The 25,710-nt window shown below is 73.7% G+C and carries 24 protein-coding genes; 15 read left to right on the top strand and 9 right to left on the bottom strand.

What is annotated here, in order from left to right:
• Positions 1-93: 93 nt before the first annotated feature.
• The 5 genes from ACZ3J7_RS18650 to ACZ3J7_RS18670 form a co-directional block, all read right to left on the bottom strand.
• Positions 94-471, bottom strand: coding sequence for a DUF3099 domain-containing protein (locus ACZ3J7_RS18650; protein WP_465622075.1), 378 nt, complete (start codon positions 469-471; stop codon positions 94-96).
• Positions 472-580: 109 nt separating this feature from the next.
• The gene (locus tag ACZ3J7_RS18655; protein WP_465622077.1) at positions 581-1,129 is read right to left on the bottom strand and encodes an RNA 2'-phosphotransferase; all 549 of its coding nucleotides are present in this window, start codon (positions 1,127-1,129) and stop codon (positions 581-583) included.
• A gap of 28 nt (positions 1,130-1,157) precedes the next feature.
• Positions 1,158-2,552, bottom strand: coding sequence for a metallopeptidase TldD-related protein (locus ACZ3J7_RS18660; protein ID WP_465622079.1), 1,395 nt, complete (start codon positions 2,550-2,552; stop codon positions 1,158-1,160).
• Positions 2,552-4,078, bottom strand: coding sequence for a TldD/PmbA family protein (locus tag ACZ3J7_RS18665; protein WP_465622081.1), 1,527 nt, complete (start codon positions 4,076-4,078; stop codon positions 2,552-2,554). The genes ACZ3J7_RS18660 and ACZ3J7_RS18665 overlap by 1 nt, the downstream gene beginning before the upstream one ends.
• A gap of 149 nt (positions 4,079-4,227) precedes the next feature.
• Complete coding sequence (locus tag ACZ3J7_RS18670) at positions 4,228-5,358, bottom strand: MBL fold metallo-hydrolase (protein ID WP_465622083.1); 1,131 nt, start codon at positions 5,356-5,358, stop codon at positions 4,228-4,230.
• 245 nt (positions 5,359-5,603) lie between these two features.
• On the opposite strand from ACZ3J7_RS18670, the gene fabG reads away from it, so the two are divergent.
• Both fabG and fabI read left to right on the top strand, forming a co-directional pair.
• Entirely contained in the window at positions 5,604-6,323 is a 720-nt protein-coding gene (gene fabG, locus ACZ3J7_RS18675; protein ID WP_465622085.1) for a 3-oxoacyl-[acyl-carrier-protein] reductase, read from the top strand.
• Between the two features lie 2 nt (positions 6,324-6,325).
• Positions 6,326-7,093: an enoyl-ACP reductase FabI gene (gene fabI / locus ACZ3J7_RS18680; RefSeq protein ID WP_465622087.1), complete on the top strand. Its 768-nt coding sequence runs from the start codon at positions 6,326-6,328 to the stop codon at positions 7,091-7,093.
• A gap of 123 nt (positions 7,094-7,216) precedes the next feature.
• On the opposite strand, the gene ACZ3J7_RS18685 is transcribed toward fabI, so the two are convergent.
• Positions 7,217-7,888 carry a FadR/GntR family transcriptional regulator gene (locus ACZ3J7_RS18685; protein WP_465622089.1) on the bottom strand — a complete coding sequence of 224 codons (672 nt, stop codon included), beginning with the start codon at positions 7,886-7,888 and terminating at the stop codon, positions 7,217-7,219.
• Positions 7,889-7,970: 82 nt separating this feature from the next.
• On the opposite strand from ACZ3J7_RS18685, the gene ACZ3J7_RS18690 reads away from it, so the two are divergent.
• The 3 genes from ACZ3J7_RS18690 (at position 7,971) to ACZ3J7_RS18700 (ending at position 10,067) form a co-directional block, all read left to right on the top strand.
• Positions 7,971-9,266 carry a CynX/NimT family MFS transporter gene (locus ACZ3J7_RS18690; protein WP_465622091.1) on the top strand — a complete coding sequence of 432 codons (1,296 nt, stop codon included), beginning with the start codon at positions 7,971-7,973 and terminating at the stop codon, positions 9,264-9,266.
• A 9-nt stretch (positions 9,267-9,275) separates the two neighbouring features.
• A complete protein-coding gene (locus ACZ3J7_RS18695) occupies positions 9,276-9,398 on the top strand; it encodes an SGM_5486 family transporter-associated protein (protein ID WP_465622093.1) in 123 nt (40 codons plus the stop codon).
• Between the two features lie 141 nt (positions 9,399-9,539).
• On the top strand, positions 9,540-10,067 hold the full coding sequence (locus ACZ3J7_RS18700) for a SixA phosphatase family protein (RefSeq protein WP_465622095.1): 528 nt from the start codon (positions 9,540-9,542) through the stop codon (positions 10,065-10,067).
• Between the two features lie 54 nt (positions 10,068-10,121).
• On the opposite strand, the gene serB is transcribed toward ACZ3J7_RS18700, so the two are convergent.
• Positions 10,122-11,384: a phosphoserine phosphatase SerB gene (gene serB / locus ACZ3J7_RS18705; protein WP_465622098.1), complete on the bottom strand. Its 1,263-nt coding sequence runs from the start codon at positions 11,382-11,384 to the stop codon at positions 10,122-10,124.
• Positions 11,385-11,694: 310 nt separating this feature from the next.
• On the opposite strand from serB, the gene ACZ3J7_RS18710 reads away from it, so the two are divergent.
• The 3 genes from ACZ3J7_RS18710 (at position 11,695) to ACZ3J7_RS18720 (ending at position 16,363) form a co-directional block, all read left to right on the top strand.
• Entirely contained in the window at positions 11,695-14,403 is a 2,709-nt protein-coding gene (locus ACZ3J7_RS18710; protein WP_465622100.1) for an FHA domain-containing protein, read from the top strand.
• 165 nt (positions 14,404-14,568) lie between these two features.
• Positions 14,569-15,708, top strand: a complete 1,140-nt coding sequence (locus ACZ3J7_RS18715) for a GAF domain-containing sensor histidine kinase (RefSeq protein WP_465622103.1) — start codon at positions 14,569-14,571, stop codon at positions 15,706-15,708.
• Complete coding sequence (locus tag ACZ3J7_RS18720; protein WP_465622105.1) at positions 15,701-16,363, top strand: response regulator; 663 nt, start codon at positions 15,701-15,703, stop codon at positions 16,361-16,363. Before ACZ3J7_RS18715 ends, ACZ3J7_RS18720 begins: the two co-directional genes overlap by 8 nt.
• Here ACZ3J7_RS18720 and ACZ3J7_RS18725 read toward each other — a convergent pair.
• On the bottom strand, positions 16,360-17,163 hold the full coding sequence (locus tag ACZ3J7_RS18725; protein ID WP_465622107.1) for a hypothetical protein: 804 nt from the start codon (positions 17,161-17,163) through the stop codon (positions 16,360-16,362). The genes ACZ3J7_RS18720 and ACZ3J7_RS18725 overlap by 4 nt on opposite strands.
• 132 nt (positions 17,164-17,295) lie before the next feature.
• On the opposite strand from ACZ3J7_RS18725, the gene ACZ3J7_RS18730 reads away from it, so the two are divergent.
• From ACZ3J7_RS18730 to ACZ3J7_RS18755, 6 genes are all read left to right on the top strand, one after another.
• On the top strand, positions 17,296-18,087 hold the full coding sequence (locus tag ACZ3J7_RS18730) for an ABC transporter ATP-binding protein (protein ID WP_465622109.1): 792 nt from the start codon (positions 17,296-17,298) through the stop codon (positions 18,085-18,087).
• Positions 18,088-18,190: 103 nt separating this feature from the next.
• The gene (locus ACZ3J7_RS18735) at positions 18,191-18,625 is read left to right on the top strand and encodes an NfeD family protein (protein WP_123562730.1); all 435 of its coding nucleotides are present in this window, start codon (positions 18,191-18,193) and stop codon (positions 18,623-18,625) included.
• A 10-nt stretch (positions 18,626-18,635) separates the two neighbouring features.
• Positions 18,636-19,664 (top strand): SPFH domain-containing protein, encoded by a 1,029-nt coding sequence (locus ACZ3J7_RS18740; RefSeq protein WP_465622111.1) that lies wholly within the window; start codon positions 18,636-18,638, stop codon positions 19,662-19,664.
• A 197-nt stretch (positions 19,665-19,861) separates the two neighbouring features.
• Positions 19,862-20,629 (top strand): sulfite exporter TauE/SafE family protein, encoded by a 768-nt coding sequence (locus tag ACZ3J7_RS18745; RefSeq protein ID WP_465622113.1) that lies wholly within the window; start codon positions 19,862-19,864, stop codon positions 20,627-20,629.
• A 73-nt stretch (positions 20,630-20,702) separates the two neighbouring features.
• Entirely contained in the window at positions 20,703-20,999 is a 297-nt protein-coding gene (locus tag ACZ3J7_RS18750; RefSeq protein WP_465622115.1) for a 4a-hydroxytetrahydrobiopterin dehydratase, read from the top strand.
• A gap of 111 nt (positions 21,000-21,110) precedes the next feature.
• Positions 21,111-23,024 carry an outer membrane protein assembly factor BamB family protein gene (locus ACZ3J7_RS18755; RefSeq protein ID WP_465622117.1) on the top strand — a complete coding sequence of 638 codons (1,914 nt, stop codon included), beginning with the start codon at positions 21,111-21,113 and terminating at the stop codon, positions 23,022-23,024.
• Positions 23,025-23,127: 103 nt separating this feature from the next.
• Here the strand turns inward: ACZ3J7_RS18755 and ACZ3J7_RS18760 are convergent, their stop codons facing one another.
• On the bottom strand, positions 23,128-23,655 hold the full coding sequence (locus tag ACZ3J7_RS18760; protein ID WP_465622119.1) for an HNH endonuclease: 528 nt from the start codon (positions 23,653-23,655) through the stop codon (positions 23,128-23,130).
• 225 nt (positions 23,656-23,880) lie between these two features.
• Between ACZ3J7_RS18760 and tyrS the strand changes: the two genes are divergently transcribed.
• A complete protein-coding gene (tyrS, locus tag ACZ3J7_RS18765; RefSeq protein ID WP_465622121.1) occupies positions 23,881-25,146 on the top strand; it encodes a tyrosine--tRNA ligase in 1,266 nt (421 codons plus the stop codon).
• Positions 25,147-25,710: the final 564 nt, after the last annotated feature.

The following is a 25,710-nucleotide window of genomic DNA, read 5'->3' on the forward strand; positions in this document are numbered from 1 at the left end:
CCTGTCCGGTGATGAATTTGAGGATCGTCTGAGCTTTCCGACGGTCATACCACCGTATGAACGGACATACCGGGCGCGAGGGTTGAGGGATTCTCAGCTCTGTGGCCGGTTCTCGCCGTTCGCGGTGGTCCCGGCCCCGGCGGCGGCCGCGCCGCCGCCGCCCTTGCCGCCCGGGCCGAGCATCAGCGGGGTGTCCGGCGCGAAGGCGAAGGTCGAGGGCAGGCCGGGGGCGCGCTCGCGGCCCGCGTTGGCGATCAGCACGGCGAAGTAGGGCAGCAGGATGCCGCCGGCCAGCGCCGCGAAGGCGAGCCAGCGCTGGACGTCCCAGAGGATCACCGCGAGCAGCACGCAGGCGGTGCGGACCAGCATCGAGACGACGTACCGGCGCTGGCGCCCCCGGACGTCCTCGGTCAGGCTGCTGCGGGCCCCGGTGATCCGGAAGACCTGGCCGTCGTCCGCGTTCTTGGGCATGTCGTCCCCATCCAATCCTCGGGTCGGTTCGCGGCCCCCACGGTCGACCACGGTAACCCCGCTGACGCCGATCGGACCCACCCGGGTCCGGTCGGCGCGCGGCGGGCGTTCAGGGCGTGCGGCGCAGGTACTCGACGGGGACGGCGTCAGTGAGCCAGACGCCGTTCGCGGACACCCGGAACTCGTGCCCGTCCCGGGCCATCGCCGCCGCGTCGACCGCGAGCACGACCGGGCGGCCGTGCCGGGAGCCGACCCTGACGGCCGTCTCGGTGTCGGCGGAGAGGTGCACGTCACGCCGGCTCATCGGGCGCAGGCCCTCGGCCAGGACGTACCGCAGCGTCCGCTCGGCGGTGCCGTGGAAGAGCACGTCGGGCGGGGTGGTGGCGGGCAGGCCGAGGTCGACCTCGACCGTGTGGCCCTGGCTGGCGCGGATCGAGCGGCCGTCCTCGGAGTAGGCGAAGCGGCGCTTGTTGTTGGTCGCCACGACGTGGTCCAGCTCGGCGCGGCTCAGCGGGCGGCCGTGCCGGGCCAGGGCGGCGAGCAGGGCGTCGACCTCCACCCAGCCCGCCCCGTCCAGGGTGACCCCGACGGCGCCCGGGTCGTGGCGCAGGACGCGGGAGAGCAGCTTCGACGTCCTGACGGTGCGTTTCTCGTCCATCGGGGTCCCCCCAGGGGTCTCCGGCCGGTCAGGAGGCCTGACTGACCGAGCTCATGTTGAAGTCCGGCACCCGGACCGGCGGCATCGCCGCCCGGGTGAACCAGTCGCCCCACTCACGGGGCAGGCAGCGCTCGGTGCGGCCCACTTCGGTGATCCGGCTGAGCAGGTCGACCGGGGACTCGTTGAAGCGGAAGTTGTTGACGGCACCGACCACCTCGCCGTTCTCGACCAGGTAGACGCCGTCCCGGGTGAGGCCGGTGAGCAGCAGGGTGGCCGGGTCGACCTCGCGGATGTACCAGAGGCAGGTGAGCAGCAGGCCGCGTTCGGTGCGGGCGACCATCTCCTCCAGCGTCGGCGCGCCCGGGGCGGAGGTCTCCAGCACCAGGTTGTCGACCGGCGGGGTGAGCGGCAGGCCGGCCAGGGCCGCCGAGTGCCGGGTGGTCAGCAGGTGGGCGAGCCGGCCGTCGCGCAGCCAGTCGGTGGCGGCCAGCGGGGAGCCGTTGTCGAACACCGAGTCGTTCTCGCCGGAGGAGTGCGCCAGGACGAACGGCGCGGCCTGCAGGCCGGGCTCGGCCGGGTCGGAGCGCAGGGTCAGCGGCAGCGGGCTGAGCCGCTCGCCGATCCGGGTGCCCCCTCCCGTCCTGGAGAAGACCGAGCGGCCCTCCACCGCGTCCCGCGCGCCGGCCGACCACGAGAGGTAGACCATCAGGTCGGCGACGGCCGAGGGCGGCAGCAGCGTCTCGTACCGGCCGGCCGGCAGGTCGATCCGCTTGCGGCCCCAGCCGAGGCGGCGGCTCAGGTCGGCGTGCAGGGCGGTGACGTCGACGTCGGTGAAGTCCCGGGTCGCGGCGCCGGCCCAGGCGGAGCCGGACAGGTCGGCGGTCTTGGCGTTCAGCTCGACGGTGCCGGTGGGCTGGTCGTGCCGCAGCCGCAGGCCGGTGGAGCTGCCCAGGTAGGAGGTGGTGCGCTCGTGCCGGGCGAAGCCGTACAGCAGCTCGCCGCACGCGCGGGCCCGGGCGAAGGCCTCGCCGAGGGCCGGGGCGAAGGCGGTGAACACGCCGATGTCGGTGGTCTCCGGGGCCTCGGTGAAGCGCGGGTCGGCCGCCCGGCCCCCGATCAGCGGCTGGGCGTCCTCGGCGGGCTCGGCGGCCCGGGCGGCGGCCTCGGCGGCGCGCACCAGCCGCTCGACCTCGTCGAGCGTGACGGCCTCCTGGGCGACCACGCCGGAGGCGGTGCCGGTGGCGCCGGCCACGGTGGAGACCACGGTGAGCCGGCGGCCGCGGCTGACCCCGTTGGTGGTCAGGCCGTTGCCGGCCCAGCGCAGGTTGGCGGCGGACTCCTCGTCGGCGATCACCACGCAGCCGTCGGCGCGGGAGAGTTCGAGGGCGCGTTCCACCAGCTCGTGGGGGTGCGTGAGGGACATCAGTGACCCGCCTCCTGCTGGGTGTTGAGGACGTTGACCTGGCGGAACAGCGCGGACGGGCAGCCGTGGCTGACCGCGGCGACCTGGCCCGGCTGGGCCTTGCCGCAGTTGAAGGCCCCGCCGAGCACGTACGTCTGCGGGCCGCCGACGGCGCTCATCGAGCCCCAGAAGTCGGTGGTGGTGGCCTGGTAGGCGAAGTCCTTGACCTGGCCCGCGAGTTCGCCGTTGCGGATGGCGTAGGCGCGCTGGCCGGTGAACTGGAAGTTGTACCGCTGCATGTCGATCGACCAGGAGCGGTCGCCGACGATGTACAGCCCGTTCTCCACCTGGGAGACCAGGCCCGCGGTGTCCGGTCCGCCGGCGGCCGGGCGGAGCGAGACGTTGGCCATCCGCTGCACCGGCACGTGCGCCGGGGAGTCCGCGTAGGCGCAGCCGTTGGAACGGCCGAAGCCCTTCAACTGGGCCATCGGGCGGTCGAGTTGGTACCCGACCAGGACGCCGTCGCGGATCAGGTCCCAGGACTGGGTGGCCACGCCCTCGTCGTCGTAGCCGATGGTGGCCAGGCCGTGCTCGGCCGTCCGGTCGCCCGTGACGTGCATCAGCTCCGAGCCGTACCTCAGGCTGCCCAGCCGGTCGAAGGTGGCGAACGAGGTGCCCGCGTAGGCCGCCTCGTAGCCCAGCGCGCGGTCCAGCTCGGTGGCGTGGCCGATCGACTCGTGGATGGTCAGCCACAGGTTGGACGGGTCGACCACCAGGTCGTAGCGGCCCGCGGCGACGCTCGGCGCCCGCATCTTCTGCGCCAGCAGCTCGGGCAGCTCGGCCAGTTCGGCGTCCCAGTCCCAGCCCGTGCCGCGCAGGTACTCCCAGCCGCGGCCGGCCGGCGGCGCGATGGTGCGCATCGAGTCGAACGCGCCCGTCCGCTCGTCCACGCTGGTGGCCTCCAGCCAGGGGTGCAGCCGCACCCGCTGCTGGGTGGTCACGGTGCCCGCGGTGTCCGCGTAGAACTTGTTCTCCTGCACCGTCAGCACCGCCGCCGACACGTGCGACACGCCGTCGGCGGCCAGCAGCCGGGACGACCAGTCGGCCAGCAGGCCGGTCTTCTCCGCGTCCGGCACGTCGAACGGGTTCACCTCGTACGCGGAGACCCACTCGGCGGCCGGGTACACCGGCTCGGGGGCCAGCTCCACCCGCTCGTCCGAGCCCGCCGCGCGGCTGATCCCGCCCGACAGCCGGGCCACCGCCACCGCCTGCTCGGCCACCGCCTCGGCCGCCGCCGGCGTCAGGTCGACCCCCGCCGCGAACCCCCAGGCGCCGTCCAGCAGGACGCGGACGGCGAAGCCCAGCTGCACCGTGTCCGACGAGCCGGCCGGCCGGGCGTCCCGCAGCCGCCAGGACGCCGAACGGACCCGCTCCAGGCGGAAGTCGGCGTGCGAGACGCCCAGCCGCCGGGCCCGCGACAGGGCCGCGTCCGCCAGCGGGCGCAACGGGTAGGAGAGGAACTGAGGGTCCAGCGCGGAGGGGGGCATCGGGCTCCCTGGGTCGAGGGTCACGTCGAGGGTCACGACGCGTCGGGCCGCCCCCGGCCGAGGGCGCACCCGCTCGCATCATCCCCGCCCGCACGGCGTTCGGCCAGCAAATATCCACCGCGCCGCACTGACGCCCCGTCAGCCGACGGTCACCCGAGGACCTCCCACCAGCCGTCCGGCTCCGGCGGGTTGGCGGTCTCCACCCGCTGCCCCGGACGCGGCACCGCCACCGGCACGCCCTGCTGCTTCGCCTCCGCCAGCAGCCGCTCCACCGGCTCCGCCCAGCGGTGCGGCGCCAGGTTGAAGGTGCACCAGTGGATCGGCAGCAGCAGCCCGCCGCGCAGCTCCAGGTGCGCCCGCACCGCCTCCTCCGGGTTCAGGTGGATGTCCGCCCAGGCCGCGTCGTACGCGCCGATCGCCATCAGCGCCGCGTCGAACGGGCCGTGCTGCTCGCCGATCCGGGCGAAGCCCTCGAAGTAGCCCGAGTCACCGGTGAAGAACACCTTCCGCTCCGGGCCGGCCACCACCCAGGAACCCCACAGCGTGGTGTTCCGGGCCAGGCTGCGGCCGGAGAAGTGGTGCGCGGCGGTCAGCGTCAGCGTCAACTCGCCGAGCGTGCACGTCTCGTCCCAGTCCAGCTCGATGATCCGGTGCTCCGGCACGCCCCAGCGGCGCAGGTGCCCGCCGATGCCCAGCGGCACCGCGAACGGCGCCGACTGCAGCTCCACCAGCCGGCGCACCGTCGCCATGTCCAGGTGGTCGTAGTGGTCGTGCGAGATCAGCACCGCGTCGACCTGGGGCAGCTCGGCCAGCTCCACCGGCACCGGGTGCAGCCGCTTCGGACCCGTCAGCTGCGAGGGCGAGCAGCGCTCCGACCAGATCGGGTCCACCAGCACCCGGCAGCCGTCCAGCTCCAGCAGCGCCGAGGCGTGCCCGAACCAGGTCACCGCGACGCCCCGGGACGCCTCGCCCGCCACCTCGGGCACCGCCAGCGGCACCGGCCCGGCCGGCACCCGGCCCTCCTTCTCGAACAGCATCCGGCGCAGCGTCGCGCCGTCCGGCCGGCCGGGAGCCCCCGCCGACACCTCGGACGGCGCGTTGTGGAACACCCCGTCCCGGTACTGCGGGGACGCCCGCAGCCGCGGGTCCGACGCGTCCGGCCGGCGCCCGAACTGGGCCGGCACCTCGCGCAGCGCCCACGCCGCCGCGCCCGCCAGCACCAGCGCCGCCGCGGCCGCCAGCCGTCGACGGGCCCTCAGGCCCGGGTGTGCACCACTCATCGCGTCCGCTCCGATCGGCTCGCCTCGAATCGGCGCCCCGGACTCTCCGGAACACCTCCGGGGCAACGCCCGCCGACGGCGCGGCGTTCCCCGCCCCCCTGGGAACGCCCCCGTTGTGGGAAGGCGACAGAACTCGCCGGACGCCCCTGTCGGAGGCCGCTTCGCCCCGGCTCGCACCCTACCGATAGCGTCGCTGGTGGACTGCGGGCGCGGCTGCGCGCGCACAACGACAGAAAGGTGGAACCTTGAGCCGCTCGGTACTGGTCACCGGAGGTAACCGGGGCATCGGCCTGGCCATCGCCCAGAGCTTCGCCGAGGCGGGCGACAAGGTCGCCATCACCAGCCGCAACGGCGAGGTCCCGGAGGAACTCGCCAAGTACGGCGTCCTCGCCGTCCGCGCCGACATCACCGACACGGAGCAGGTCGACGCCGCCTTCACCGAGATCGAGGCCGCCCACGGCCCGGTCGAGGTGCTGGTCGCCAACGCCGGCATCACCAAGGACACCCTGCTGCTGCGCATGTCCGAGGACGAGTTCACCTCCGTCCTGGACACCAACCTCACCGGCACCTTCCGGGTCGTGAAGCGCGCCGCCGCCAAGATGCTCCGCGCCCGCAAGGGCCGGGTCGTCCTGATCTCCTCCGTGGTCGGCCTCAGCGGCTCCGCCGGACAGGTCAACTACGCCGCCTCCAAGGCCGGCCTGGTCGGCTTCGCCCGCTCGCTCGCCCGCGAACTCGGCTCGCGCAGCATCACCGTCAACGTGGTGGCGCCCGGCTTCGTGGACACCGACATGACCGCCGTGCTCAGCGAGGAGCGACGCAAGGAGATCGTCTCCGGCGTCCCGCTGAACCGCTACGCCGCCCCCGCCGAGATCGCCTCGGCCGTGCGGTTCCTGGCCTCCGACGAGGCCGCGTACATCACCGGAGCCGTCATTCCCGTGGACGGCGGATTGGGCATGGGTCACTGACCATGACTGGAATTCTCGAAGGCAAGCGCATCCTGATCACCGGTGTGCTGATGGAGTCCTCCATCGCGTTCCACACCGCCAAGCTGGCCCAGGAGCAGGGCGCGGAGATCATCCTCACCGCCTTCCCGCGCCCCAGCCTCACCGAGCGCATCGCCAAGAAGCTCCCCAAGCCCGTCCAGGTCCTGGAGCTCGACGTCTCCAGCGCGGAGCAGCTGGCCGGCATCGCCGACAAGGTCCGCGAGCACCTGCCCACCCTCGACGGCATCGTCCACTCCATCGGCTTCGCGCCGCAGGACGCCCTCGGCGGCAACTTCCTCGAAACCCCGTGGGAGTCCGTCGCCACCGCGATGCACGTCTCCGCGTACTCGTTCAAGTCGCTCACCACCGCGCTGCTCCCGCTCATGCAGGACGGCGGCTCGGTGGTCGGCCTGACCTTCGACGCGCAGTTCGCCTGGCCGCAGTACGACTGGATGGGCCCGGCGAAGGCCGCCCTGGAGTCGACCAACCGGTACCTGGCCCGCTACCTCGGCGCCCGCGACATCCGCTGCAACCTGGTCTCGGCCGGCCCGATCGGGTCGATGGCCGCGAAGTCGATCCCCGGCTTCCCGGACCTCGCCGCGACCTGGGACACCCGCTCCCCGCTCAAGTGGGACCTCAGCGACCCGGAGCCGGCCGGCCGCGGCGTCGTCGCGCTGCTCAGCGACTGGTTCCCGAAGACCACCGGCGAGATCGTGCACGTGGACGGCGGGCTGCACGCGATCGGCGCCTGAGCGCTCCGCCCCGCGCCGCCCCGCCGACGGGCGCGGCCGTCCTCCGGACGGCCGCGCCCGTTCGCGTCCCGGGCCGCCGTCCCTCCCCGGCCGCGGTTCCCCGGGCCCCGGACGGGGCCTTCGTCAGGGGTTCTTCTTGCAGAAGCCGATGGCGCGGCCGGCCTCGTCGGCGGCCCGGTCGGGGTCGCCGGCGCGGACGGCGTCGAGGATGGCGGTGTGCGGGACCCAGCGGTGGGGGAGCAGGTCGGGGCCGACGTCGTGGCGGAGGTGGGCGCGCAGGACCTCGCCGAGGTCGGCGTAGACGGCGGCGAGGACGTCGTTGTGGGCGGCGGCGACCACGGCCTGGTGGAAGGCGGCGTCGGCCTGGATGAAGTCCTCGGGGACGCCGGCGTGCCAGGCGGCGTCGCGGCGGGCCAGGGCGGCGTCGAGGAGTTCGAGGTCGCGGCCGGTGCGGCGGAGGGCGGCGAAGCCGGCGGCGGAGGTCTCCAGGGTGGCGCGCAGTTCGGCGACCTGGTCCTGGTCGGCGTCGGCGAAGCGGCGGTGCAGGACGCCGGCGAGCTCGCTGGTGGCGAGGACGTAGGTGCCGGAGCCCTGGCGGATGTCGAGCAGCCCGTTGTGCGCGAGGGCGCGGACGGCTTCGCGGACGGTGTTGCGGGCGACGCCGAGCTGGTCGACGAGCTCGGCTTCGGTGGGGATGCGGGATCCCACCGGCCACTCGCCGGAGGTGATCTGCGCCCGCAGCTGGGCGATCACCTGGTCGGAGAGCGGGGTGCGGCGAGTGGCCGACAGCGCCAAGGTCCTGCTCGCTTTCTTCTGTGGTCTACGTCATCAGGATACCGGCGTGCGCTAAGTCATCCCATGATTCTATGATTACGCCATGCCTACCGCAGCAGACCCCTCCGCGACCGGAACCGAGAGCCGCCCACCCGTCCCCGCGCCTCCCACCGGAACCCCCGCCGGGGCCCGGGCGAAGACGCCCGTCCGCGACGCCGCCGCCGTCCTGCTCGCCGTCGCCGTGGCCGCCGCCGCGGTCAACCTGCGTCCGGTGGTCACCAGCCTGGGCGCGCTGCTCGACCCGGTCCGGGACGGGCTGGGGATGAGCGCCACGACGGCCGGCCTGCTGGCCGCCGTGCCGCCGCTGTGCTTCGCGGTGCTGGGGATCTGCGCCCCGGCGCTGGCCCGCCGGACGGGGCCGATCGCGGTGGTGACGGCCGCGCTGGCGGCGATCACGGCGGGCGTGCTGGCCCGCTCGTTCACCGGCTCGGCCGTGGTGTTCCTGCTGCTGACGGCGCTGGCGCTGGCGGGCGTGGCGCTGGCGAACGTGCTGATCCCGGTGGTGATCAAGCGGTACTTCCCGGACCGGGTGGCGCCGATGATCGGCCTGTACTCGATGGCGCTCTCGGTGGGCACCTCGCTGGCCGCCGCCACCACCGTCCCGCTGACGGACGCGATGGGCGGCAGCTGGCGGCTCGGCCTGTGCGTCTGGGGCCTGCTCGCGCTGGCCGCGCTGGTGCTCTGGCTGGTGGTGCTGTTCGTCCGCCGGGAGCGGGGCGGCCAACGGGCCGCGGCCCCCGCCGCGCAGGCGAAGCTGCCGATCCTGCGCAGCCGCACCGCGTGGGCGCTGGCCTTCTTCTTCGGCCTGCAGTCGACCAGCGCCTACAGCGCGATGGGCTGGCTGCCGAAGATCTACCACGACGCCGGGGTCTCGGAGTCCGCGTCCGGCGTGCTGCTGGCCCTGGTGATGGTGGTCAGCGTCCCGGTCTCCTTCCTGCTGCCGAACCTGGCGGCCCGCCGCGGCGACCAGCGGCTGTACGTGGTGGTGCTCGGCCTGGCCGGGATCGCCGGCTTCCTCGGGCTGATGCTCGCCGCCGGCACGGTGCCGTGGCTGTGGGCGGTCCTGGTGGGCCTGTCGATGTGCGCGTTCCCGCTGGCGCTGACCATGCTCGGCCTGCGCGCCCGCACCCCGGGCGGGGTGACCCAGCTGTCGGCGTTCGCGCAGAGCCTGGGCTACCTGATCTCGATCCCGGGCCCGATCCTGATGGGCGCGCTCTACCAGGGCACCGGCCGCTGGTACCTGCCGCTGGGCCTGCTCGCGCTGCTGCTGGTGCCGCAGATGCTGGTCGGACTGCGGGCGGCCCGGGCCCGGCACATCGAGGACGAGGCCGTCGGTTAGGCTCGCGACATGCCGGTACTCGACCCGAACCCGCAGGGCGGGCAGAAGAAGCTGCTGCAGATGCTCGGCCTGATCGCCGGCATCGTGGTGGTGATCGCGATCGTCGCCAGCTTCGCGAACGCGATGGGCTGAACCGGCCGCCGCTCCCGGTCGCCGCTTCCCGTCCGCCGCTCCCCGTCCGTCCGCGCGGGTGCCGGGCGGCCGCCACCCCTGCGGGTGGCAGCTTCCCGGGCCACGCGACCGGGCGGCGGTTTTCTGCGAAGCTCTAGGGGTATGAGCGCCGACAACCCCCGTAGGATCATCGTCCTCCGCCACGCCCGGGCGGACTGGCCCAACCAGGTCAGCGACCACGACCGCCCGCTCGCCGACCGGGGCCGCGGCCAGGCCGTCGACGCGGGCCGCTGGCTGGCGGACTCCGGGGTCAACCCGGACCACGTGCTGTGCTCCACCGCGCTGCGGACCAGGGAGACCTGGAAGCTGGTCGCCCACGAGCTCCCCAAGCGGGCCCGCCGGACGGTCTACGAGGACCGGGTGTACGAGGCCCAGCCGGGCCGGCTGATCGAGGTCATCCAGGAGACCCCCGACGAGCACGCCGACCTGCTGCTGGTCGGCCACAACCCCGGCGTGCTCGGCCTGACCCAGGTGCTGGCCGGCGACGAGGGCGACGCCGAGGCGCTGAACCGGCTGCGGCTGAACGGCTTCCCGCCCGCCGCGGTGGCCGTGCTCAGCTTCGACGGCCCGTGGAAGCTGGTCGAGCCCGGCGTCGCCCGGCTCGACTCGTACTTCATGCCGCAGGACTGAGCACGCGGGAGGGGCGGCACCCGGAGTCCGGGTGCCGCCCCTCCCGTCGTTCCCTCAGTCCCCGGTGGGCGTGCCGTCCAGCTCGTCGGCCGCCTCGACCTCCTCGCGGGTCACCCCGAGCAGGTACAGCACGGTGTCCAGGAACGGCACGTTCACGGCGGTGTCGGCCTGCTCGCGGACCACCGGCTTCGCGTTGAAGGCGACGCCCAGACCGGCCGCGTTCAACATGTCGAGGTCGTTGGCCCCGTCGCCGATCGCCACCGTCTGCTCCAGCGGCACCCCGGCCCGCTCGGCGAACCGGGCCAGCCAGCGGGCCTTGCCCGCCCGGTCGACGATCTCGCCGGTGACCCGGCCGGTGAACCTGCCGTCCTCGACCTCCAGCGTGTTGGCGGCCGCGAAGTCCAGACCCAGGCGCTCCACCAGGTGGTCGGTGACCTGGGTGAACCCGCCGGAGACGATCGCCACCTGGTAGCCGAGCCGCTTCAGGGTGCGGATCAGCGTCCGGGCGCCCGGGGTCAGCCGGACCTCGGCGCGGACCTTCTCGGTCACCGCGGCGTCCAGCCCCGCCAGCAGCGCGACCCGGGCCCGCAGCGACTCGGCGAAGTCCAGCTCGCCGCGCATCGCCTGCTCGGTCACCGCGGCGACCTGCTCCTCGCAGCCCGCGTGGGCCGCGAACAGCTCGATCACCTCGTCCTGGATCAGCGTGGAGTCGACGTCCATCACGATCAGGCGCTTGGCCCGCCGGTGCAGGCCCGAGCGGACCACCGCGACGTCCACCCGCTGGACCGCGGCCTCCGCCGCCAGCACCGTGCGCAGCTCCTCGGTGGGCACCCCGGAGATGGTCAACTCCACCGCCGTCACCGGGTACTTGGCCAGGCGGAAGACCCGGTCGATGTTGCCGCCGGCCGCCGAGACCCGGGAGGTCAGCGCCGCCACCGCGGCCGCCGTCAGCGGGCTGCCGAGCACCGTCACGTGCGAACGGCCCTCCCCGCGCGCCCGGTTGTCGCCGGTGCCGGAGATGATCTCGGCCTGGAGCTTCAGCTCCTCCGCCCAGCGGTGCACCGTCACCCGCAGCGCGCCCTCGGCGCCCGGCGCGGCCGGCGGGGTGACCAGCGCGCACAGCGTTATCCGGCCACGGGTCACCACCTGCTCGATGTCGATCACCTCGACGTCGAAGCCGGCGAGCCGGTCGAACAGGCCCGCGGTGATCCCGGGGCGGTCCTTGCCGAACACCTTGACCAGCAGCGTGCGCTCGGCGTCGGTGCGCGCGGGCGGCGCGGCGGAGAGGGCCTGGGCGGCCTGGGCGGTTGCGTTCATGGTGCCCCCCACGCTACCCGGCCCGACCCGGCCGCCACCGCAGGCGTCCGAGAGCTGGGACGCCCCGCGGACGCCCCGCGGGGCGTCCCACCGGTGCCCGGCGGGGGCTCCGCGCGGCCCCCGCGATCCCCTCGCAGGGGCCCGCCGGGGGATCGGCCGAGGTCGTGACGTGGTCCTGCCGAGGCACCGGGCCGGTTGCCGGGCGGTCACAGATGCCCGGCCCGACTTCCGAGTACCCCGGCCGGGCTGGAATGATCCCCCTGTCAGATGCAACATCCTGGGGGAACCGGAGAGCGGGGCGGGCGGAGAGTTGCCGCAACTCGTACTTGAAATCGACGGCCGGCAGCGGGTACTCGAACCCGGCCGCGCCTACACCATCGGCCGTGATCCGGCGTCGGACTTCCCGTTCGACGACGCCAGGGTCTCCTGGCGGCACGCCGGGCTGAGCTTCGACGGCGCCACCTGGCAGCTCGTCGACCACGGCTCCACCAACGGCACCTTCGTCGCCGGGGCCCGGGTCGGCCAGGCCGCGGTCCACCCCGGCACCGTCGTCCACCTCGGCAACGGCCAGAACGGCCCCCGGCTCGCCTTCACCGCGCTCGCCGCGGCCCCCGTCCCGCAGGGCGGCATCCACGAGGCCGCCACCAGCCGGGCCCCCGGCCCGCAGCCGGGCCAGGCCCCGTTCCAGCCGCCGCCGTTCGGCCCCGGCCCGGCCGCCGCGCCGCAGGGCCACCGCCCGCCGCCGGTCGACCAGCCGATCCCGCAGGGCTGGGACGCCCCCACCCCGCGCCCCGGCTTCCCGCAGCAGCAGTCCGGCGCCACGCCGGTCCAGCAGCCCCCGGTCCAGCAGCCCCCGGTCCAGCCCCCGGTGCAGCAGCCGTACCAGCAGCAGCCCGTGCCGCCGCAGTTCCAGCAGCACCCCCCGGCGCAGCAGCCGTTCCAGCAGCCGCCGGTGCCGCAGCAGGCCGCCCCGGCCGGTGCCCCGGTCGGCGGGCTCGGCAACCCGACGATGATCCGCAGCCTGGCCGGCGGCCGCACCATCCGGATCGGCCGCGCGCTCGACAACGACATCGTGGTCTCCGACCTCCAGGTCTCCCGCCACCACGCCGAGCTGCGCCAACTCCCGGACGGCCGCTGGGAGATCGTCGACCTCGGCAGCCACAACGGGATCTTCCTCAACGGCCAGCCCACCCGCCGCCAGCTGATGGGCCCGCAGGACCGGCTCACCGTCGGCCACTCCTCCTTCGTGCTGGTCGGCGACCAGCTCCAGGAGTTCGTCGACAACGGCGCCGTCTCCTTCTCCGCCCACCACCTGACCGTCGAGGTCGACTTCAAGGGCGGCAAGAAGGTCCTGCTCAACGACGTCAGCTTCTCCGTCCCGGAGAAGTCCCTGGTCGCGGTGATCGGCCCGTCCGGCTCCGGCAAGTCCACCCTGCTGCGCGCCCTCACCGGCTACCGCCCCGCCGACCGGGGCGACGTGCTGTACGACGGCCGCAACCTGTACCGCCAGTTCGCCGAACTGCGCTCCCGGATCGGCCTCGTCCCGCAGTCCGAGATCCTGCACAAGGAACTCACCGTCCGCACCGGCCTCAAGTACGCGGCCCGGCTGCGCTTCCCCGGCGACACCGAGGCCGCCGAGCGCGACCGCCGGATCGACGAGGTGCTGTACGAGCTGCGCCTGGACAAGCGCGCCGACAACCGCATCACCGCGCTCTCCGGCGGCCAGCAGAAGCGCGTCTCGGTCGCCCTGGAGCTGCTCACCAAGCCCTCGCTGATCTTCCTGGACGAGCCCACCTCCGGCCTCGACCCGGGCATGGACCGCGAGGTCATGCAGACCCTGCGCGGCCTCGCCGACGACGGCCGCACCGTCCTGGTGGTCACCCACTCGGTCGCCGAACTCGCGCTCTGCGACCGCCTGCTGGTGATGGCCCCCGGCGGCTCGGTGGCCTACTTCGGCCCGCCCGGCGAAGCCCTGCACTTCTTCGGCTACGAGACCTGGGCCGACGTCTTCCAGGCCTTCGAGAACTACCCCGACCACGACTGGGCCGGCCGCTACCGCAACTCCGTCCACTACCAGCAGTACTCGGCCAACGTGGACGCCGCGGTCTCCCAGGCGCACCAGCCCAACGCGCTCACCCAGCTGCGCCCGCCCAAGCCGCAGAGCTGGGGCTCCCAGCTGTGGACGCTGATCCGCCGCTACCTGTCGGTGATCGCCTCCGACAAGGGCTTCATCGCACTGTCCCTGCTGCTGCCGCTGGTGCTCGGCGCGGTCTCCGCGGTCATCCCCGACAAGTGCGGCCTGGCCGCCTGCGGCACCACCTCCGGCCGCAACGACGTCGCCCGGCTGATCCTGATGGTCGTCGCGTTCTCCGCCTGCCTCTCCGGCTCGGCGAACTCGGTCCGCGAACTCATCAAGGAACGCGCGATCTACGAACGCGAACGGGCCACCGGCCTGTCCCGGTCGGCGTACCTGATGTCGAAGTTCATCGTGCTCGGCGCGATCAGCTTCCTGCAGGGCGGGATCATCTCGGCGATCGCCTTCAAGGTGCGCGAGCTGCCCGCCGAGGGCCTGATCCTCAAGCACCTGCCCGCGGTCGAGATGTCCATCGGCGTGATCCTGCTCAGCTTCACCTCGATGATGGTCGGCCTGGCGATCTCCTCGCTGGTCAAGACCGCCGAGAAGACCATGCCGCTGCTGGTCATGTTCGCCATCGTCCAGATGGTCTTCACCGGCGCGATCTTCCAGCTCTTCGACAAGCCCGGCCTGGAGCAGCTCGGCTGGCTGATGCCCGCCCGCTGGGGCGTCGCCGCCAGCGGCAACACCCTCGACCTGGCGCACATCTCCCCGGTGGTGATCGCCAAGCCGCCGGAGACCGCGCCGATCGACTCGCTGTGGGACCACTCGGCGGGGATCATGTTCCTCAACTGGACGGTGCTGGTCCTCATCTCGGTCGGCCTGGCGCTGGCGATCCAGCGGTTCCAGAAGCGGCACGAGCCCGAGGTCATGCAGAACGGCTGAGAACGCCCCCGCAGGGGCCGGGGACGACACCCGTCGTCCCCGGCCCCTGTTTCCTTCCTCCCCCGCAGCGGCACGGACCGCCCGACGGGCCCCGGCACCCGGGTCCTCCGGCCTAGGCCCCGGGCCCGAGGTGGCGGGTGTGATCGCGGCGGTAGCGTGGGCGGCATGGAGAGTCCCCGGTGCGATCCGTCGCTGCAGGCGATCGAGGCGGTCAGCGCCGCGGTGCTGGCGATGTCCCGTCCGTTGGAGGTGCGGGAGGTGCTGCGGCGGATCACCGCGTCCGCCCGGACGCTGCTGGGCGCCGAGTACGCCGCGCTGGGGCTGCCGGACGACCACGGCGGGTTCGCGCAGTTCGTGGTGGACGGCGTGAGCGACGAGCAGTGGCGGGCGATCGGCCCGCTGCCGCGCCAGCACGGCGTCCTGGCGTCGATGCTGCACGACCGCGAACCGACCCGGCTCACCGACGTCCGCACCGCGCCCGCGTTCGGCGGCTGGCCGGACGCCCACCCCGACATGACCGACTTCCTCGGCATGCCGATCACGGACGAGGACGAGATCGCCGGCGCGCTGTTCCTGGCCAACAAGCCCGGCGGCTTCACCGACCAGGACGAGGAGCTGCTGCGGATCCTGGTCGCGCACGCCGCGCTCGCCCTCGGCAACGCCCGGCTGTACGAGCGCAGCCGCGAACTGACCCTGTCCGGCGAGCGCGCCCGGATCGCGCACGACCTGCACGACGCCGTCTCGCAGAAGCTGTTCTCGCTGCGGCTGACCGCCCGCGCCGCCGCCCGGCAGGTCGACCGCGACCCGGCCCGGGCCCGCGAGAACCTGGCCGAGGTGGCCCGGCTCGCCGCCGAGGCCGCGGACGAGCTGCGCGCCGTGGTGGTCGAACTGCGCCCCGCCGCGCTGGAGGAGGACGGCCTGGTCGCCACCCTCGCCTCGCAGGCCCAGGTGCTGGACCGGGCGCACAGCGCCCGGGTCGCCTTCACCGCCACCGGCGTCCGCGCGCTGCCCGCCGCCCAGGAGGCGGCCGTCCTGCGGGTCGCCCAGGAGGCGCTGCACAACGCGCTGCGGCACGCCGGCGCCGAGACCGTCACGGTCACCCTGACCGGCACCGCGCCGCGCGGCGCCCGGCTGACCGTCCGCGACGACGGCCGGGGCTTCGACCCGGAGTCGGTGCGCCGCGCGGGCCGGCACCTCGGGCTGGTGTCGATGCGCGACCGGGCCGCCGCGGTCGGCGGCCGGCTGTCCCTGGAGTCCGCCCCGGGCCGGGGCACCCTGGTCGAACTGGAGGTCCCCGGTGCCTGACACCCCGCCCCCGATCCGCGTGCTGCTGGTGGACGACCACCAGGTGGTCCGCCGCGGCCTGCGCACCTTCCTGGAGGTGCAGGACGACATCGAGGTGGTCGGCGAGGCCGCGGACGGCGCGGAGGCCGTCGAGCGGACCGCCGAACTCGCCCCCGACGTCGTCCTGATGGACCTCAAGATGCCCCGGGTGGACGGCATCGAGGCGCTGCGCCTGCTGCGCGAGCGCGGCAGCGCCGCCAAGGTGCTGATCGTCACCAGCTTCACCGAGCACCGCACGGTGGTCCCGGCGCTGCGGGCCGGCGCCGCGGGCTACGTGTACAAGGACGTCGACCCGGAGGCGCTGGCCGGCGCGATCCGCTCGGTGCACGCCGGCCACGTCCTGCTCCAGCCCGAACTGGCCGCCGCCCTGCTCGCCGAGGACGTCCCGGCCCCGCCGCAGGGCCGCGGCGGCAGCCTCACCGACCGCGAGCGCGAGGTGCTCTCGCACATCGCCGACGGCCGCTCCAACCGGGAGATCGCCCGCACGCTGCACCTGTCGGAGAAGACGGTCAAGACGCACGTGTCGAACATCCTGATGAAGCTGGACGTCGCCGACCGCACCCAGGCCGCCCTCTGGGCCGTCCGCCACCAGGCCCGACCGGAGGAGCGGCCCTAGCCCCGCCCCCGCTCGTCCACCGCCGCGTTGTACGCCGCGACCTGGGCCCGGCGGGCGGTGCGGTCGAGCGGGGCCAGGGTCTCCCGGCGGGCGGCCATCTCGCCGGCCGAGACGGCCGCGCCGTGCCCGCCGGAGGCGATCTGCAGCAGCGCCGACACCTGCCGGGCGGACTCCAGCACCCGCACCGCGCGCTGCGGGTAGCCGGGCGCCAGCAGCTCGCGGTGGCCCTGCTTGCGGTAGGACTCCAGGGCGCGCAGGGTCTCCGGCCCGGCGCCCGCCACGTCCAGGCGGACCAGCGCGGCGGTGGCCTGCCGGAGCCCGTCGGCGAGCTCCCGCTCGGCCTCGTCCAGCGAGGGCACGTCGGCCGGCGGCGCGTCGTTCACCGGCAGGCACTGCCACAGCACCCGGACGCCCTGGTCGCCCTGCGGCCCGTACACCTCGACCTCCGGCACCAGCCCGTACGGGAGGCCGACCGCCAGGACCGCCTCGCCCGCGCCCAGCGCCAGCGCGTTGAACGCGGGCGGCCCGGTCAGCCCCAGCGGGTGGCCGGCCACCGGGAGGGCCAGGCGCAGCCCCCGCGCGCCCAGCGCGCGCAGCCGTCCCAGCGCCCAGGTCAGCCCGTGCAGCGAGTCCGGCGCCTCGCCGGGCAGGCCGGTCACCCGGTGGGCGTCGTCCGTGCCCTGGACGGCCTCGGCCGCGTCGTCGGGCGAGGCGGCACCGGCCAGCAGGGCGTTCCCCCAGGCGGCGAGCCGCCCCGAACGGGGTTCTTGGTACGGATTGTCGGCAGGAGTGGCGAGCATCGGACCAGCCTACGGACAACTGCGCCGGGCGGGTGGCGTAGGTTTGCCCTGACACATGGTGGACCGCACCCCGAGGACCGCACGCCCAGGTCCACGGACGGCCGGAATCTTGCATTTGGGGAAGGCGTAGGCATGAGCGACGTTCTGGAGCTGGTGGACGTTTCCGTGGTCCGGGAGGGACGCGCACTCGTCGATCACGTGTCCTGGACGGTCAAGGAGGGCGAGCGCTGGGTGGTGCTCGGGCCGAACGGCGCGGGCAAGACCACGCTGCTCCAGATCGCGGGCGCCTACCTGTTCCCGAGCTCCGGCGACGCGGTGGTGCTCGGCGAGAAGCTCGACCAGGTCGACGTCTTCGAGCAGCGCGCCCGGATCGGCCTGGCCAGCGCCGCGATGTACGACAAGCTGCCGACCGGCCAGACCGTGCTGGAGACCGTCCTGACCGCCGCGTACGGCCAGACCGTGCACGGCAAGGAGACCTACGAGGCGCCCGACGAGGCCCGCGCCCTGGTGCTGCTCGACCGCCTCGGCATGGCCGGCTTCACCGGCCGCAAGTTCGGCAGCCTCTCCGAGGGCGAGCGCAAGCGCACCCTGATCGCCCGCGCCCTGATGACCGACCCCGAGCTGCTGCTGCTCGACGAGCCCGCCGCCGGCCTCGACCTCGGCGGCCGCGAGGACCTGATCCGCCGTCTCGCCGCGCTCGCCGGGGACGAGTACGCGCCGTCCATGGTGATGGTCACCCACCACGTGGAGGAGATCGTCCCCGGGATGACCCACGTGCTGATGATCCGTCAGGGAAAGGTCATGACGGCCGGTCCGATCGAGACCACCCTCACCGCCCGCAACCTGTCGCACTGCTTCGGCCTGCCGCTGACCCTGGAGCGGCGCGGCGACCGGTGGACCGCGCAGGGCCTCCCGCTCGGCTGACCGGCGCCGCCGCGGCGGACGGCGGGAGCCGGTCGCACACGCGGCCGGTTTCCGTTGCCCCACCTGCGGGAAGCTACGCGGGGAGAGCACCGACTTCCCTAGGATGGAGCCCGTGGACAGCTGGATCTGGTGGCTGCTGCTCGCCGTCGCCCTGGGCATACCGCTGGTGGTCACCGCGATGCCCGAGTTCGCCATGTTCGCGGTCGGCGCCGGCGCCGCCGCACTGACGGCGGGCCTGGGCGGTGGGGTGGTCCCGCAGTTCCTGGTGTTCGTCGGCGTCTCGGCGGCGCTGCTGGTCTTCGTGCGCCCGATCGCGTACCGCCAGCTGAAGAAGGGCCCGGGGTACCGCACGGGCGTGGAGGCGCTGACCGGCGCCACCGCGGTGGTACAGGAAACAGTCGACGGGGGAGAGGGCGGACGGATCAAGCTGAACGGCGAGATCTGGTCGGCCCGCGCGCTCCACCCGGGTTCGGTCTTCGAGCCGGGGCAGCAGGTCGACGTCGTCGAAATCCAGGGCGCGACCGCCCTGGTCGTCTAGGGGAGAAGCGTTGGAACCCGTCCTCATCGTCTTGATCGTCCTGGTCGTGGTGGCCTTCATCGCCCTGATCAAGACGATCCAGGTGATCCCCCAGGCCAGCGCCGCGATCGTGGAGCGCTTCGGCCGCTACACCCGCACCCTCAGCGCCGGCCTGAACATCGTCGTCCCGTTCATCGACACCATCCGCAACCGGATCGACCTGCGCGAGCAGGTCGTCCCGTTCCCGCCGCAGCCCGTCATCACCTCGGACAACCTGGTCGTCAACATCGACACGGTCATCTACTACCAGGTGACCGACCCGCGGGCCGCGACCTACGAGGTGGCCAGCTACATCCAGGCCATCGAGCAGCTCACCGTCACCACCCTGCGCAACATCATCGGCTCGATGGACCTGGAGTCCACCCTGACCTCCCGCGAGGTCATCAACGCCGGTCTGCGCGGCGTCCTGGACGAGGCCACCGGCCGCTGGGGCATCCGGGTCAACCGGGTCGAGCTGAAGGCGATCGAGCCGCCGACCTCCATCCAGGACTCGATGGAGAAGCAGATGCGCGCCGACCGCGACAAGCGCGCCGCGATCCTCACCGCCGAGGGCGCCCGGCAGGCCCAGATCCTGCGCGCCGAGGGCGAGAAGCAGGCCGCCGTCCTGCAGGCCGAGGGCGAGGCGCAGGCCGCCGTCCTCAAGGCCGACGGCGAGGCCGCCGCGATCCGCACCGTCTTCGAGGCCATCCACGAGGGCGACGCCGACCAGAAGCTGCTCGCCTACCAGTACCTGCAGACCCTGCCCGAACTCGCCAAGGGCGACGCCAACAAGCTGTGGATCATCCCCAGCGAGGTCGGCGACGCGCTCAAGGGCCTCGGCGGCGCCTTCCAGGGCGTCACCGGCGGCGGCGCCGCCCCGGCCGCCCCCGCCCCGGTCCAGCCGCCCGCCGCCCGCGTCCCGGTCGACCCGGCCGCCGGCCCCCGCCCGGTGGACACCGAGAACAAGGCCGCCCGCCCCCGGGTCGAGCCCACCCGGCAGTACCCCAAGATCGACGAGTAGCCCGCCGCCGCTCCCGCCCGGGCCCCGCCCGACCCCTCCGGTCGGCCGGGGCCCGGGCGCGTTCCGGCGCGTTCCGGCGCGCCCGCCGTTCCGGATGCCGGAAACGACGGTCCGGATGGCGGACCACCCCTCGCCAAGCCGCCCACCGCTCCGGCATGATCGACGGCGCCCGACAGGAGCCGACCAGGGGGAAGCCGATGACGCTGTGGGAGATGACCGCCGTCCTGCTGGCCGGCGTCGCCGCCGGAACCATCAACACCATCGTCGGCTCCGGCACCCTGATCACCTTCCCCGTGCTGCTCGCCGTCGGCCTGCCCCCCGTCACCGCCAACGTCTCCAACACCCTCGGCCTCGTCCCCGGCTCGCTCACCGGAGCCATCGGCTACCGCACCGAACTCGCCGGCCAGCGCCACCGCCTGATCCGCTACGGCACCGCCTCGCTCACCGGCGGACTCGTCGGCGCCGCGCTGCTGATCACCCTCCCCGGCAGCGCCTTCGCGGCCGTCGTCCCCGTCCTCATCCTCACCGCCCTCGTCCTGGTCGTCATCCAGCCCCGGGTCGCCCGCGCGATGGCCGCCCGCCGCGCCGCCGGCACCGCCCCCGCCGCCACCGACGGCGGCCCGCTGCTGCTCGCCTGCATCGGCCTCACCGGCGTCTACGGCGGCTACTTCGGCGCCGCCCAGGGCGTCCTGCTGCTCGCCCTGATGGGCATGCTGCTCCCCGACGACCTGCAGACGATCAACGGCATCAAGAACGTCCTCGCCCTGATCGTCAACGGCGTCGCCGCGGTCTTCTTCCTCTTCACCTCCCACATCGACTGGACCGCCGCCCTGCTGATCGCCGCCGGCGCCACCCTCGGCGGCGTGCTCGGCGCCCGGATCGGCCGCCGCCTCCCGCCGGTCGCGCTGCGCGCCCTGATCGTGCTGGTCGGCCTCGCCGCCGTCACCAAACTGCTGCTCACCTGAACCCGGCCGCCACCGCGACGTAGGCTCGTCCCCGACAGCCCGCGCAGCACCCGGACCCCGGACGGAGACCGCCATGAGCCGCGACCGCCTCAACGAGGAACAGCTCGCCAACGCCCTCGCCGAACTCCCGCAGTGGACCCGCACCGGCGACGCGATCACCCGCACCGCCGAGACCGCGAGCTTCCCCACCGCCGTCAAGGTCGTCGACGCCGTCGCCGAACAGGCCGAAGCCCTCGACCACCACCCCGACATCGACATCCGCTGGCGCACCCTGACCTTCCTCCTCACCACCCACAGCGCGGGCGGCCTCACCAGCCTCGACATCACCCTCGCCCACCTGATCGACCGCGCCCTCGACGCCGCCGCCTGACCCGCCGCCCCGCCGCCCGGGCCGCACCGCCCGCGAAGCCCGCGCAAATCCCGTCCCCGCGCCGTGAGATGCTGGCCCCTTGCCAGACCGCAGTCGGGACGGACGGAACGCATGGCTCAGGAACCTCCCACGACACCCGGGTACGACCAGCAGCAGCCCTGGTACCCCCAGCCGCAGGACTACGGCCACCCGGAGCAGGTCGCCCAGCAGCAGCAGGCGTACGGCCAGCCGTTCCCGCACCAGCAGCAGGCGTACGGGTACCCCGACCAGCAGCAGGCGTACGGCCACCCCGAGCAGGCCGCCCAGCAGCAGGCGTACGGGCAGCCCTTCCCGCAGCAGCAGGCGTACGGGTACTCCGAGCAGCAGGCGTACGGCGACCCGCAGGTCTACGGCTACCCGGAGCAGGCCGCCGCCCAGCAGCAGCCGCACGCCCCCGCCGAGCCCGCCGAGCCCGGCCCCGCGTCCTACGGGAGCGCGTACGAGGCCCCGTACGCGCCGCCGGCGCCGGCCGCCGAGCCCGGCCCCGCCGGTGCCGCCGACTACCCGCGGACCAGCGCCGAGGACCCGTTCGCCCCCGGCTCCGACGGCGCGTCGGCCGCCGCCATCAGCGCCGCCGCGGCCGCCGGTGACGTCCCCGGCCGGGAGCGGCCCGCCCCGCGCGGCTTCGCCGCCAGGGCCCGCGCCGCGGTGCTCTCCGGCGAGGGCGCGCCCAGCCGCCGGGGCCTGGCGATCCGGGTCGGCGCGGGCGTCGCCGCGCTCGCCGTGCTGGTCACCGCCGGTGTGCTCGCGGTCTCCGACGAGGACGAGGACACCCCCGCCGGCAAGGGCGCCCAGGCCGGCGGCCAGAACATCTCCGTCGCCCACACCAAGGCCTGGACCGTCGCCGCCGACCCCGCCACCGCCGCGCAGGGCACCGACGACACCCTGGTCGGCAGCTGGCTGCTGGCCGACACCGTGGTCCGCGCCGACGGCACCGGCGTGCACGCCTACGGCCTCGCCGACGGCAAGCCCACCTGGACGCTCAAGGCCCCCGCCGACGGCGCCGTCCCCTGCGGCCTCTCCCCGGCCGTCAACGCGGCCGGCCTCGGCGCGGTCGTCTACCGCCCCGCTGCCGACCCGAAGAGCCCGTGCAGCACCGTTGCCGCCGTCGACGCCAAGTCCGGCCAGGCGGTCTGGACGAAGACCCTCTCCGACGCCAAGGAGAACTACACCGCCCGCGTCGCCGTCACCGACGACAAGGTGATCGCGGTCGGCGAGGACAAGGCCTCCGCCTGGGCCGCCGCCGACGGCGCCGAAGCCTGGCAGTACACCGGCCAGGGCAAGTTCTGCACGCTCTCCGGCAGCGCCGGCGCCTCCGTCGTGCTGCTGCACAGCGCCTGCGCCGACAGCACCCCGAACGACCAGGCCGTCGCGCTCAACCTCGCCGACGGCAAGGTCAAGTACTGGCGCGGCCTGAACAACCGGCCCACCACCGTCACCGTGCTCTCCGCCGAACCCGCCGTCGTCCTCACCACCGGCGCCAAGCCCGAGGACGAGCGGGTGTTCGCCTGGGGCGCCGAGGGCGACCCCGCGGCGGAGATCCCGCTCGCCGTCGAGGGCGGGGGCCGGCTCGACGTCGACCACGGCAGCTTCGCCGCCGTGCCCGGCACCTACTTCCAGGGCAGCACCATGTTCGCCCCGGTCGTCCCCGAGGCCGGCGGCAACCCGACCGCGATCGCCGCGTACGACCTCGGCACCGGCAAGTCGCTGTGGCGCACCCCGATCGCCGAGAAGGGCAAGGCCCAGCCCGTCGGAGTGGACGCCGGCGGCCTGGTCGTCGCCGTCGACGAACGCACCGGACAGCCCGCCCACCTCAGCCGCTTCGCCCTCGCCGGAGGCCAGGAGACCCAGGGCGGCGCCTTCCCGCAGGGCACCGGCTCGCTGCTCACCGCCGGCCGGGTGCACAACGCCGCCGGCCACCTGGTCGCCGTCCCCGAGCACGCCGGCAACTACGGCATCGCGACCGCCTTCAGCAGCAAGGGCTGACCCTCCCGGTCCGCCCCGTCCCGGTCCGCCCCGGTCCTCCGCGCCCCGTACGCACGGCGACGGGCCCGACCTGTCCCCTGATCAGGTCGGGCCCGTCGGCCCCTCACGCGCTCGCGGCCGCGTCCGCGGGCTCCGGCAGCCAGGCCGCCAGCTCCCCCAGTTCGCCCGCCCGCAGCCCGAGCGCGAGCATCAACGTCGCCTCCGGCGTCGGCTCGAACGGCCGCCGCAGCAGCCGCATCCCCGCCTGCTCCGGCGTCCGGTCCGCCTTGCGCTGGTTGCACTCCGCGCAGGCCGCCACCGTGTTCAACCAGCTGTCCGCCCCACCGCGCGACCTGGGCGCCAGGTGGTCCACCGTGGTGCCCCGCCGCGCGCAGTACGCGCACCGGAACTGGTCACGCGCCAGCACCCCCCGCCGCGACCACGGAGCCCGTTGTCGGAACGGCACCCGGACGTACCTGGTCAGCCTGATCACCCGCGGCACCGGGAGCTGCACCCCCGACCCGCGGACCACCCGCAGCGGGTGCGCCTGCTCGACCACCGCCTTGTCCTGCAGGACCAGCACCACGGCACGGCGCAGCGGCACCGTGCTCAGGGGTTCGTAGCTCGCGTTCAGGACAAGGGTGTTGCGCATAACGGGCCACCTCCAGTGCTCGCCCCGCCGCACGGCGGTGGCACCACTGTGAACGTCCGCCCCCCCGCCGAACAACGGAATTTCCGCCACCGCCCACCGACCTGCGCCGGAACCCCCCGACCCCGAGCGCGTAGGCTCTACCCCGCTGGAACCGTCCAGCCCGCTGCGTGACCGTCCCGGCGCACCACCCGCGCCGGAACAACCGACCGAAGGAGACGCGGGACCGTGACCGACATCGTCGACGAGCTGCAGTGGCGCGGGCTGATCGCCCTGTCCACTGACGAGGACGCACTGCGCAAGGCGTTCGCGGACGGCCCGGTCACGTTCTATTGCGGCTTCGACCCGACCGCGCCCAGCCTGCACCTCGGCAACCTGGTCCAGCTCCTCACCATGCGCCGCATCCAGCAGGCCGGGAACCTCCCGCTCGGCCTGGTCGGCGGCGCGACCGGCCTGATCGGCGACCCCAAGCCCACCGCCGAGCGCGTCCTCAACGACCCCGAGACGGTGGCCGCCTGGGTCGAGCGCCTGCGCGCCCAGGTCTCCCGCTTCCTCGACTTCGAGGGCGAGTACGCCGCCCGCATGGTCAACAACCTGGACTGGACGTCCGGCATGTCGGCGATCTCGCTGCTCCGCGACGTCGGCAAGTACTTCCGGGTCAACAACATGATCGCGAAGGAGGCGGTCGCCCGCCGCCTCAACTCCGACGCGGGTATCAGCTACACCGAGTTCAGCTACCAGATCCTCCAGGGCATGGACTTCCTGGAGCTGAACCGCCGCTACGGCTGCACCCTGCAGACCGGCGGCAGCGACCAGTGGGGCAACCTCACCGCCGGCACCGACCTGATCCGCAAGGCCGAGAGCCGCTCCGTGCACGCCCTCGCCACCCCGCTGATCACCAAGGCCGACGGCACCAAGTTCGGCAAGACCGAGTCCGGCACCGTCTGGCTCGACGCCGAGCTCACCACCCCCTACGCCTTCTACCAGTTCTGGCTGAACGCCGACGACCGCGACGTCGCCAAGTTCCTGCGGATCTTCTCCTTCCGCAGCCGCGAGGAGATCGAGCAGCTCGAACGCGACACCGCCGAGCGCCCCGCCGCCCGCCTCGCCCAGCGCGCCCTCGCCGAGGAACTCACCACCCTCGTCCACGGCGCCGAGCAGTACGAGCGCGTCGTCGCCGCCTCCAAGGCCCTCTTCGGCCAGGGCGAGCTCACCGATCTCGAACCCGCCACCCTGGCCTCCGCCCTCGCCGAGGTCCCGAAGGCCACGGTCGCCGAACTCGGCCAGATCGTCGACCTGTTGGTCGAGACCGGCCTGGCCCCCAGCCGCTCCGGCGCCCGCCGCACCATCAAGGAGGGCGGCGCCTACCTCAACAACGCGAAGGTCACCGATGAGGAGGCCGTCGCCACCACCGCCGACCTGCTGCACGGCCGTTGGCTGCTCCTCCGCCGCGGCAAGCGCAACCTCGCCGCCGTCGAACTCGCCGGCGCCTGACTTCTGCGCGCAGCCCAGCAGGCCTGAAACAGACCGCAGTTGACCTGTGGCAACAGCGAGTAGGGGCCGGATCCAGCCAGATCCGGCCCCTCGGTGTTTGACTCGCCCGCCGCAGCGTCCTAGAGTGGTTCGAGTCGCCTGAACCGGCTGAGACAGACCGGGAGGCGGAACCCCACCCCAACCCTGATGAGCGAATCGTCGCGCGTCCGTTCGGATTTTCGGATGGAAAAGCGGGCCGAATAACTCTGGTAGAGTTCGGGAGCGCCGAAAGGCGAAAGCGAATCGGATCGAATGAAACTCCGGAAAACGGAGCGGAAAACGTCTGATAAGCTGGGAACACGAAAGAACGAAGCGCCCGGAGGGTCCGCAGGAATGCGGCTCGAAGGAAGCGTCCGTTCCTTGAGAACTCAACAGCGTGCCAAAAGTCAACGCCAGATATGTTGACATCCCCGGCCTCGACGTTCGTCGGGGTTGGAGATTCCTTTATGAAGTAACACTAGCGAGGACGCAGTGCGCGGGGCCGCCTTATTCCGGTGGCCGCTGTGCCGCTCTCTCGTGGAGACA

It is taken from the genome of Kitasatospora sp. NPDC015121, assembly GCF_055562955.1.

What these genes read in the sequence shown, in the direction of transcription:
- ACZ3J7_RS18650 (WP_465622075.1), bottom strand. Translation starts at nt 471, where the DNA reads ATGCCCAAGAACGCGGACGACGGCCAGGTCTTCCGGATCACCGGGGCC.
- ACZ3J7_RS18655 (WP_465622077.1), bottom strand. Translation starts at nt 1,129, where the DNA reads ATGGACGAGAAACGCACCGTCAGGACGTCGAAGCTGCTCTCCCGCGTC.
- ACZ3J7_RS18660 (WP_465622079.1), bottom strand. Translation starts at nt 2,552, where the DNA reads ATGTCCCTCACGCACCCCCACGAGCTGGTGGAACGCGCCCTCGAACTC.
- ACZ3J7_RS18665 (WP_465622081.1), bottom strand. Translation starts at nt 4,078, where the DNA reads ATGCCCCCCTCCGCGCTGGACCCTCAGTTCCTCTCCTACCCGTTGCGC.
- ACZ3J7_RS18670 (WP_465622083.1), bottom strand. Translation starts at nt 5,358, where the DNA reads ATGAGTGGTGCACACCCGGGCCTGAGGGCCCGTCGACGGCTGGCGGCC.
- fabI (WP_465622087.1), top strand. Translation starts at nt 6,326, where the DNA reads ATGACTGGAATTCTCGAAGGCAAGCGCATCCTGATCACCGGTGTGCTG.
- ACZ3J7_RS18690 (WP_465622091.1), top strand. Translation starts at nt 7,971, where the DNA reads ATGCCTACCGCAGCAGACCCCTCCGCGACCGGAACCGAGAGCCGCCCA.
- ACZ3J7_RS18695 (WP_465622093.1), top strand. Translation starts at nt 9,276, where the DNA reads ATGCCGGTACTCGACCCGAACCCGCAGGGCGGGCAGAAGAAGCTGCTG.
- ACZ3J7_RS18700 (WP_465622095.1), top strand. Translation starts at nt 9,540, where the DNA reads ATGAGCGCCGACAACCCCCGTAGGATCATCGTCCTCCGCCACGCCCGG.
- serB (WP_465622098.1), bottom strand. Translation starts at nt 11,384, where the DNA reads ATGAACGCAACCGCCCAGGCCGCCCAGGCCCTCTCCGCCGCGCCGCCC.
- ACZ3J7_RS18715 (WP_465622103.1), top strand. Translation starts at nt 14,569, where the DNA reads ATGGAGAGTCCCCGGTGCGATCCGTCGCTGCAGGCGATCGAGGCGGTC.
- ACZ3J7_RS18725 (WP_465622107.1), bottom strand. Translation starts at nt 17,163, where the DNA reads ATGCTCGCCACTCCTGCCGACAATCCGTACCAAGAACCCCGTTCGGGG.
- ACZ3J7_RS18730 (WP_465622109.1), top strand. Translation starts at nt 17,296, where the DNA reads ATGAGCGACGTTCTGGAGCTGGTGGACGTTTCCGTGGTCCGGGAGGGA.
- ACZ3J7_RS18735 (WP_123562730.1), top strand. Translation starts at nt 18,191, where the DNA reads ATGGAGCCCGTGGACAGCTGGATCTGGTGGCTGCTGCTCGCCGTCGCC.
- ACZ3J7_RS18745 (WP_465622113.1), top strand. Translation starts at nt 19,862, where the DNA reads ATGACGCTGTGGGAGATGACCGCCGTCCTGCTGGCCGGCGTCGCCGCC.
- ACZ3J7_RS18750 (WP_465622115.1), top strand. Translation starts at nt 20,703, where the DNA reads ATGAGCCGCGACCGCCTCAACGAGGAACAGCTCGCCAACGCCCTCGCC.
- ACZ3J7_RS18755 (WP_465622117.1), top strand. Translation starts at nt 21,111, where the DNA reads ATGGCTCAGGAACCTCCCACGACACCCGGGTACGACCAGCAGCAGCCC.
- ACZ3J7_RS18760 (WP_465622119.1), bottom strand. Translation starts at nt 23,655, where the DNA reads ATGCGCAACACCCTTGTCCTGAACGCGAGCTACGAACCCCTGAGCACG.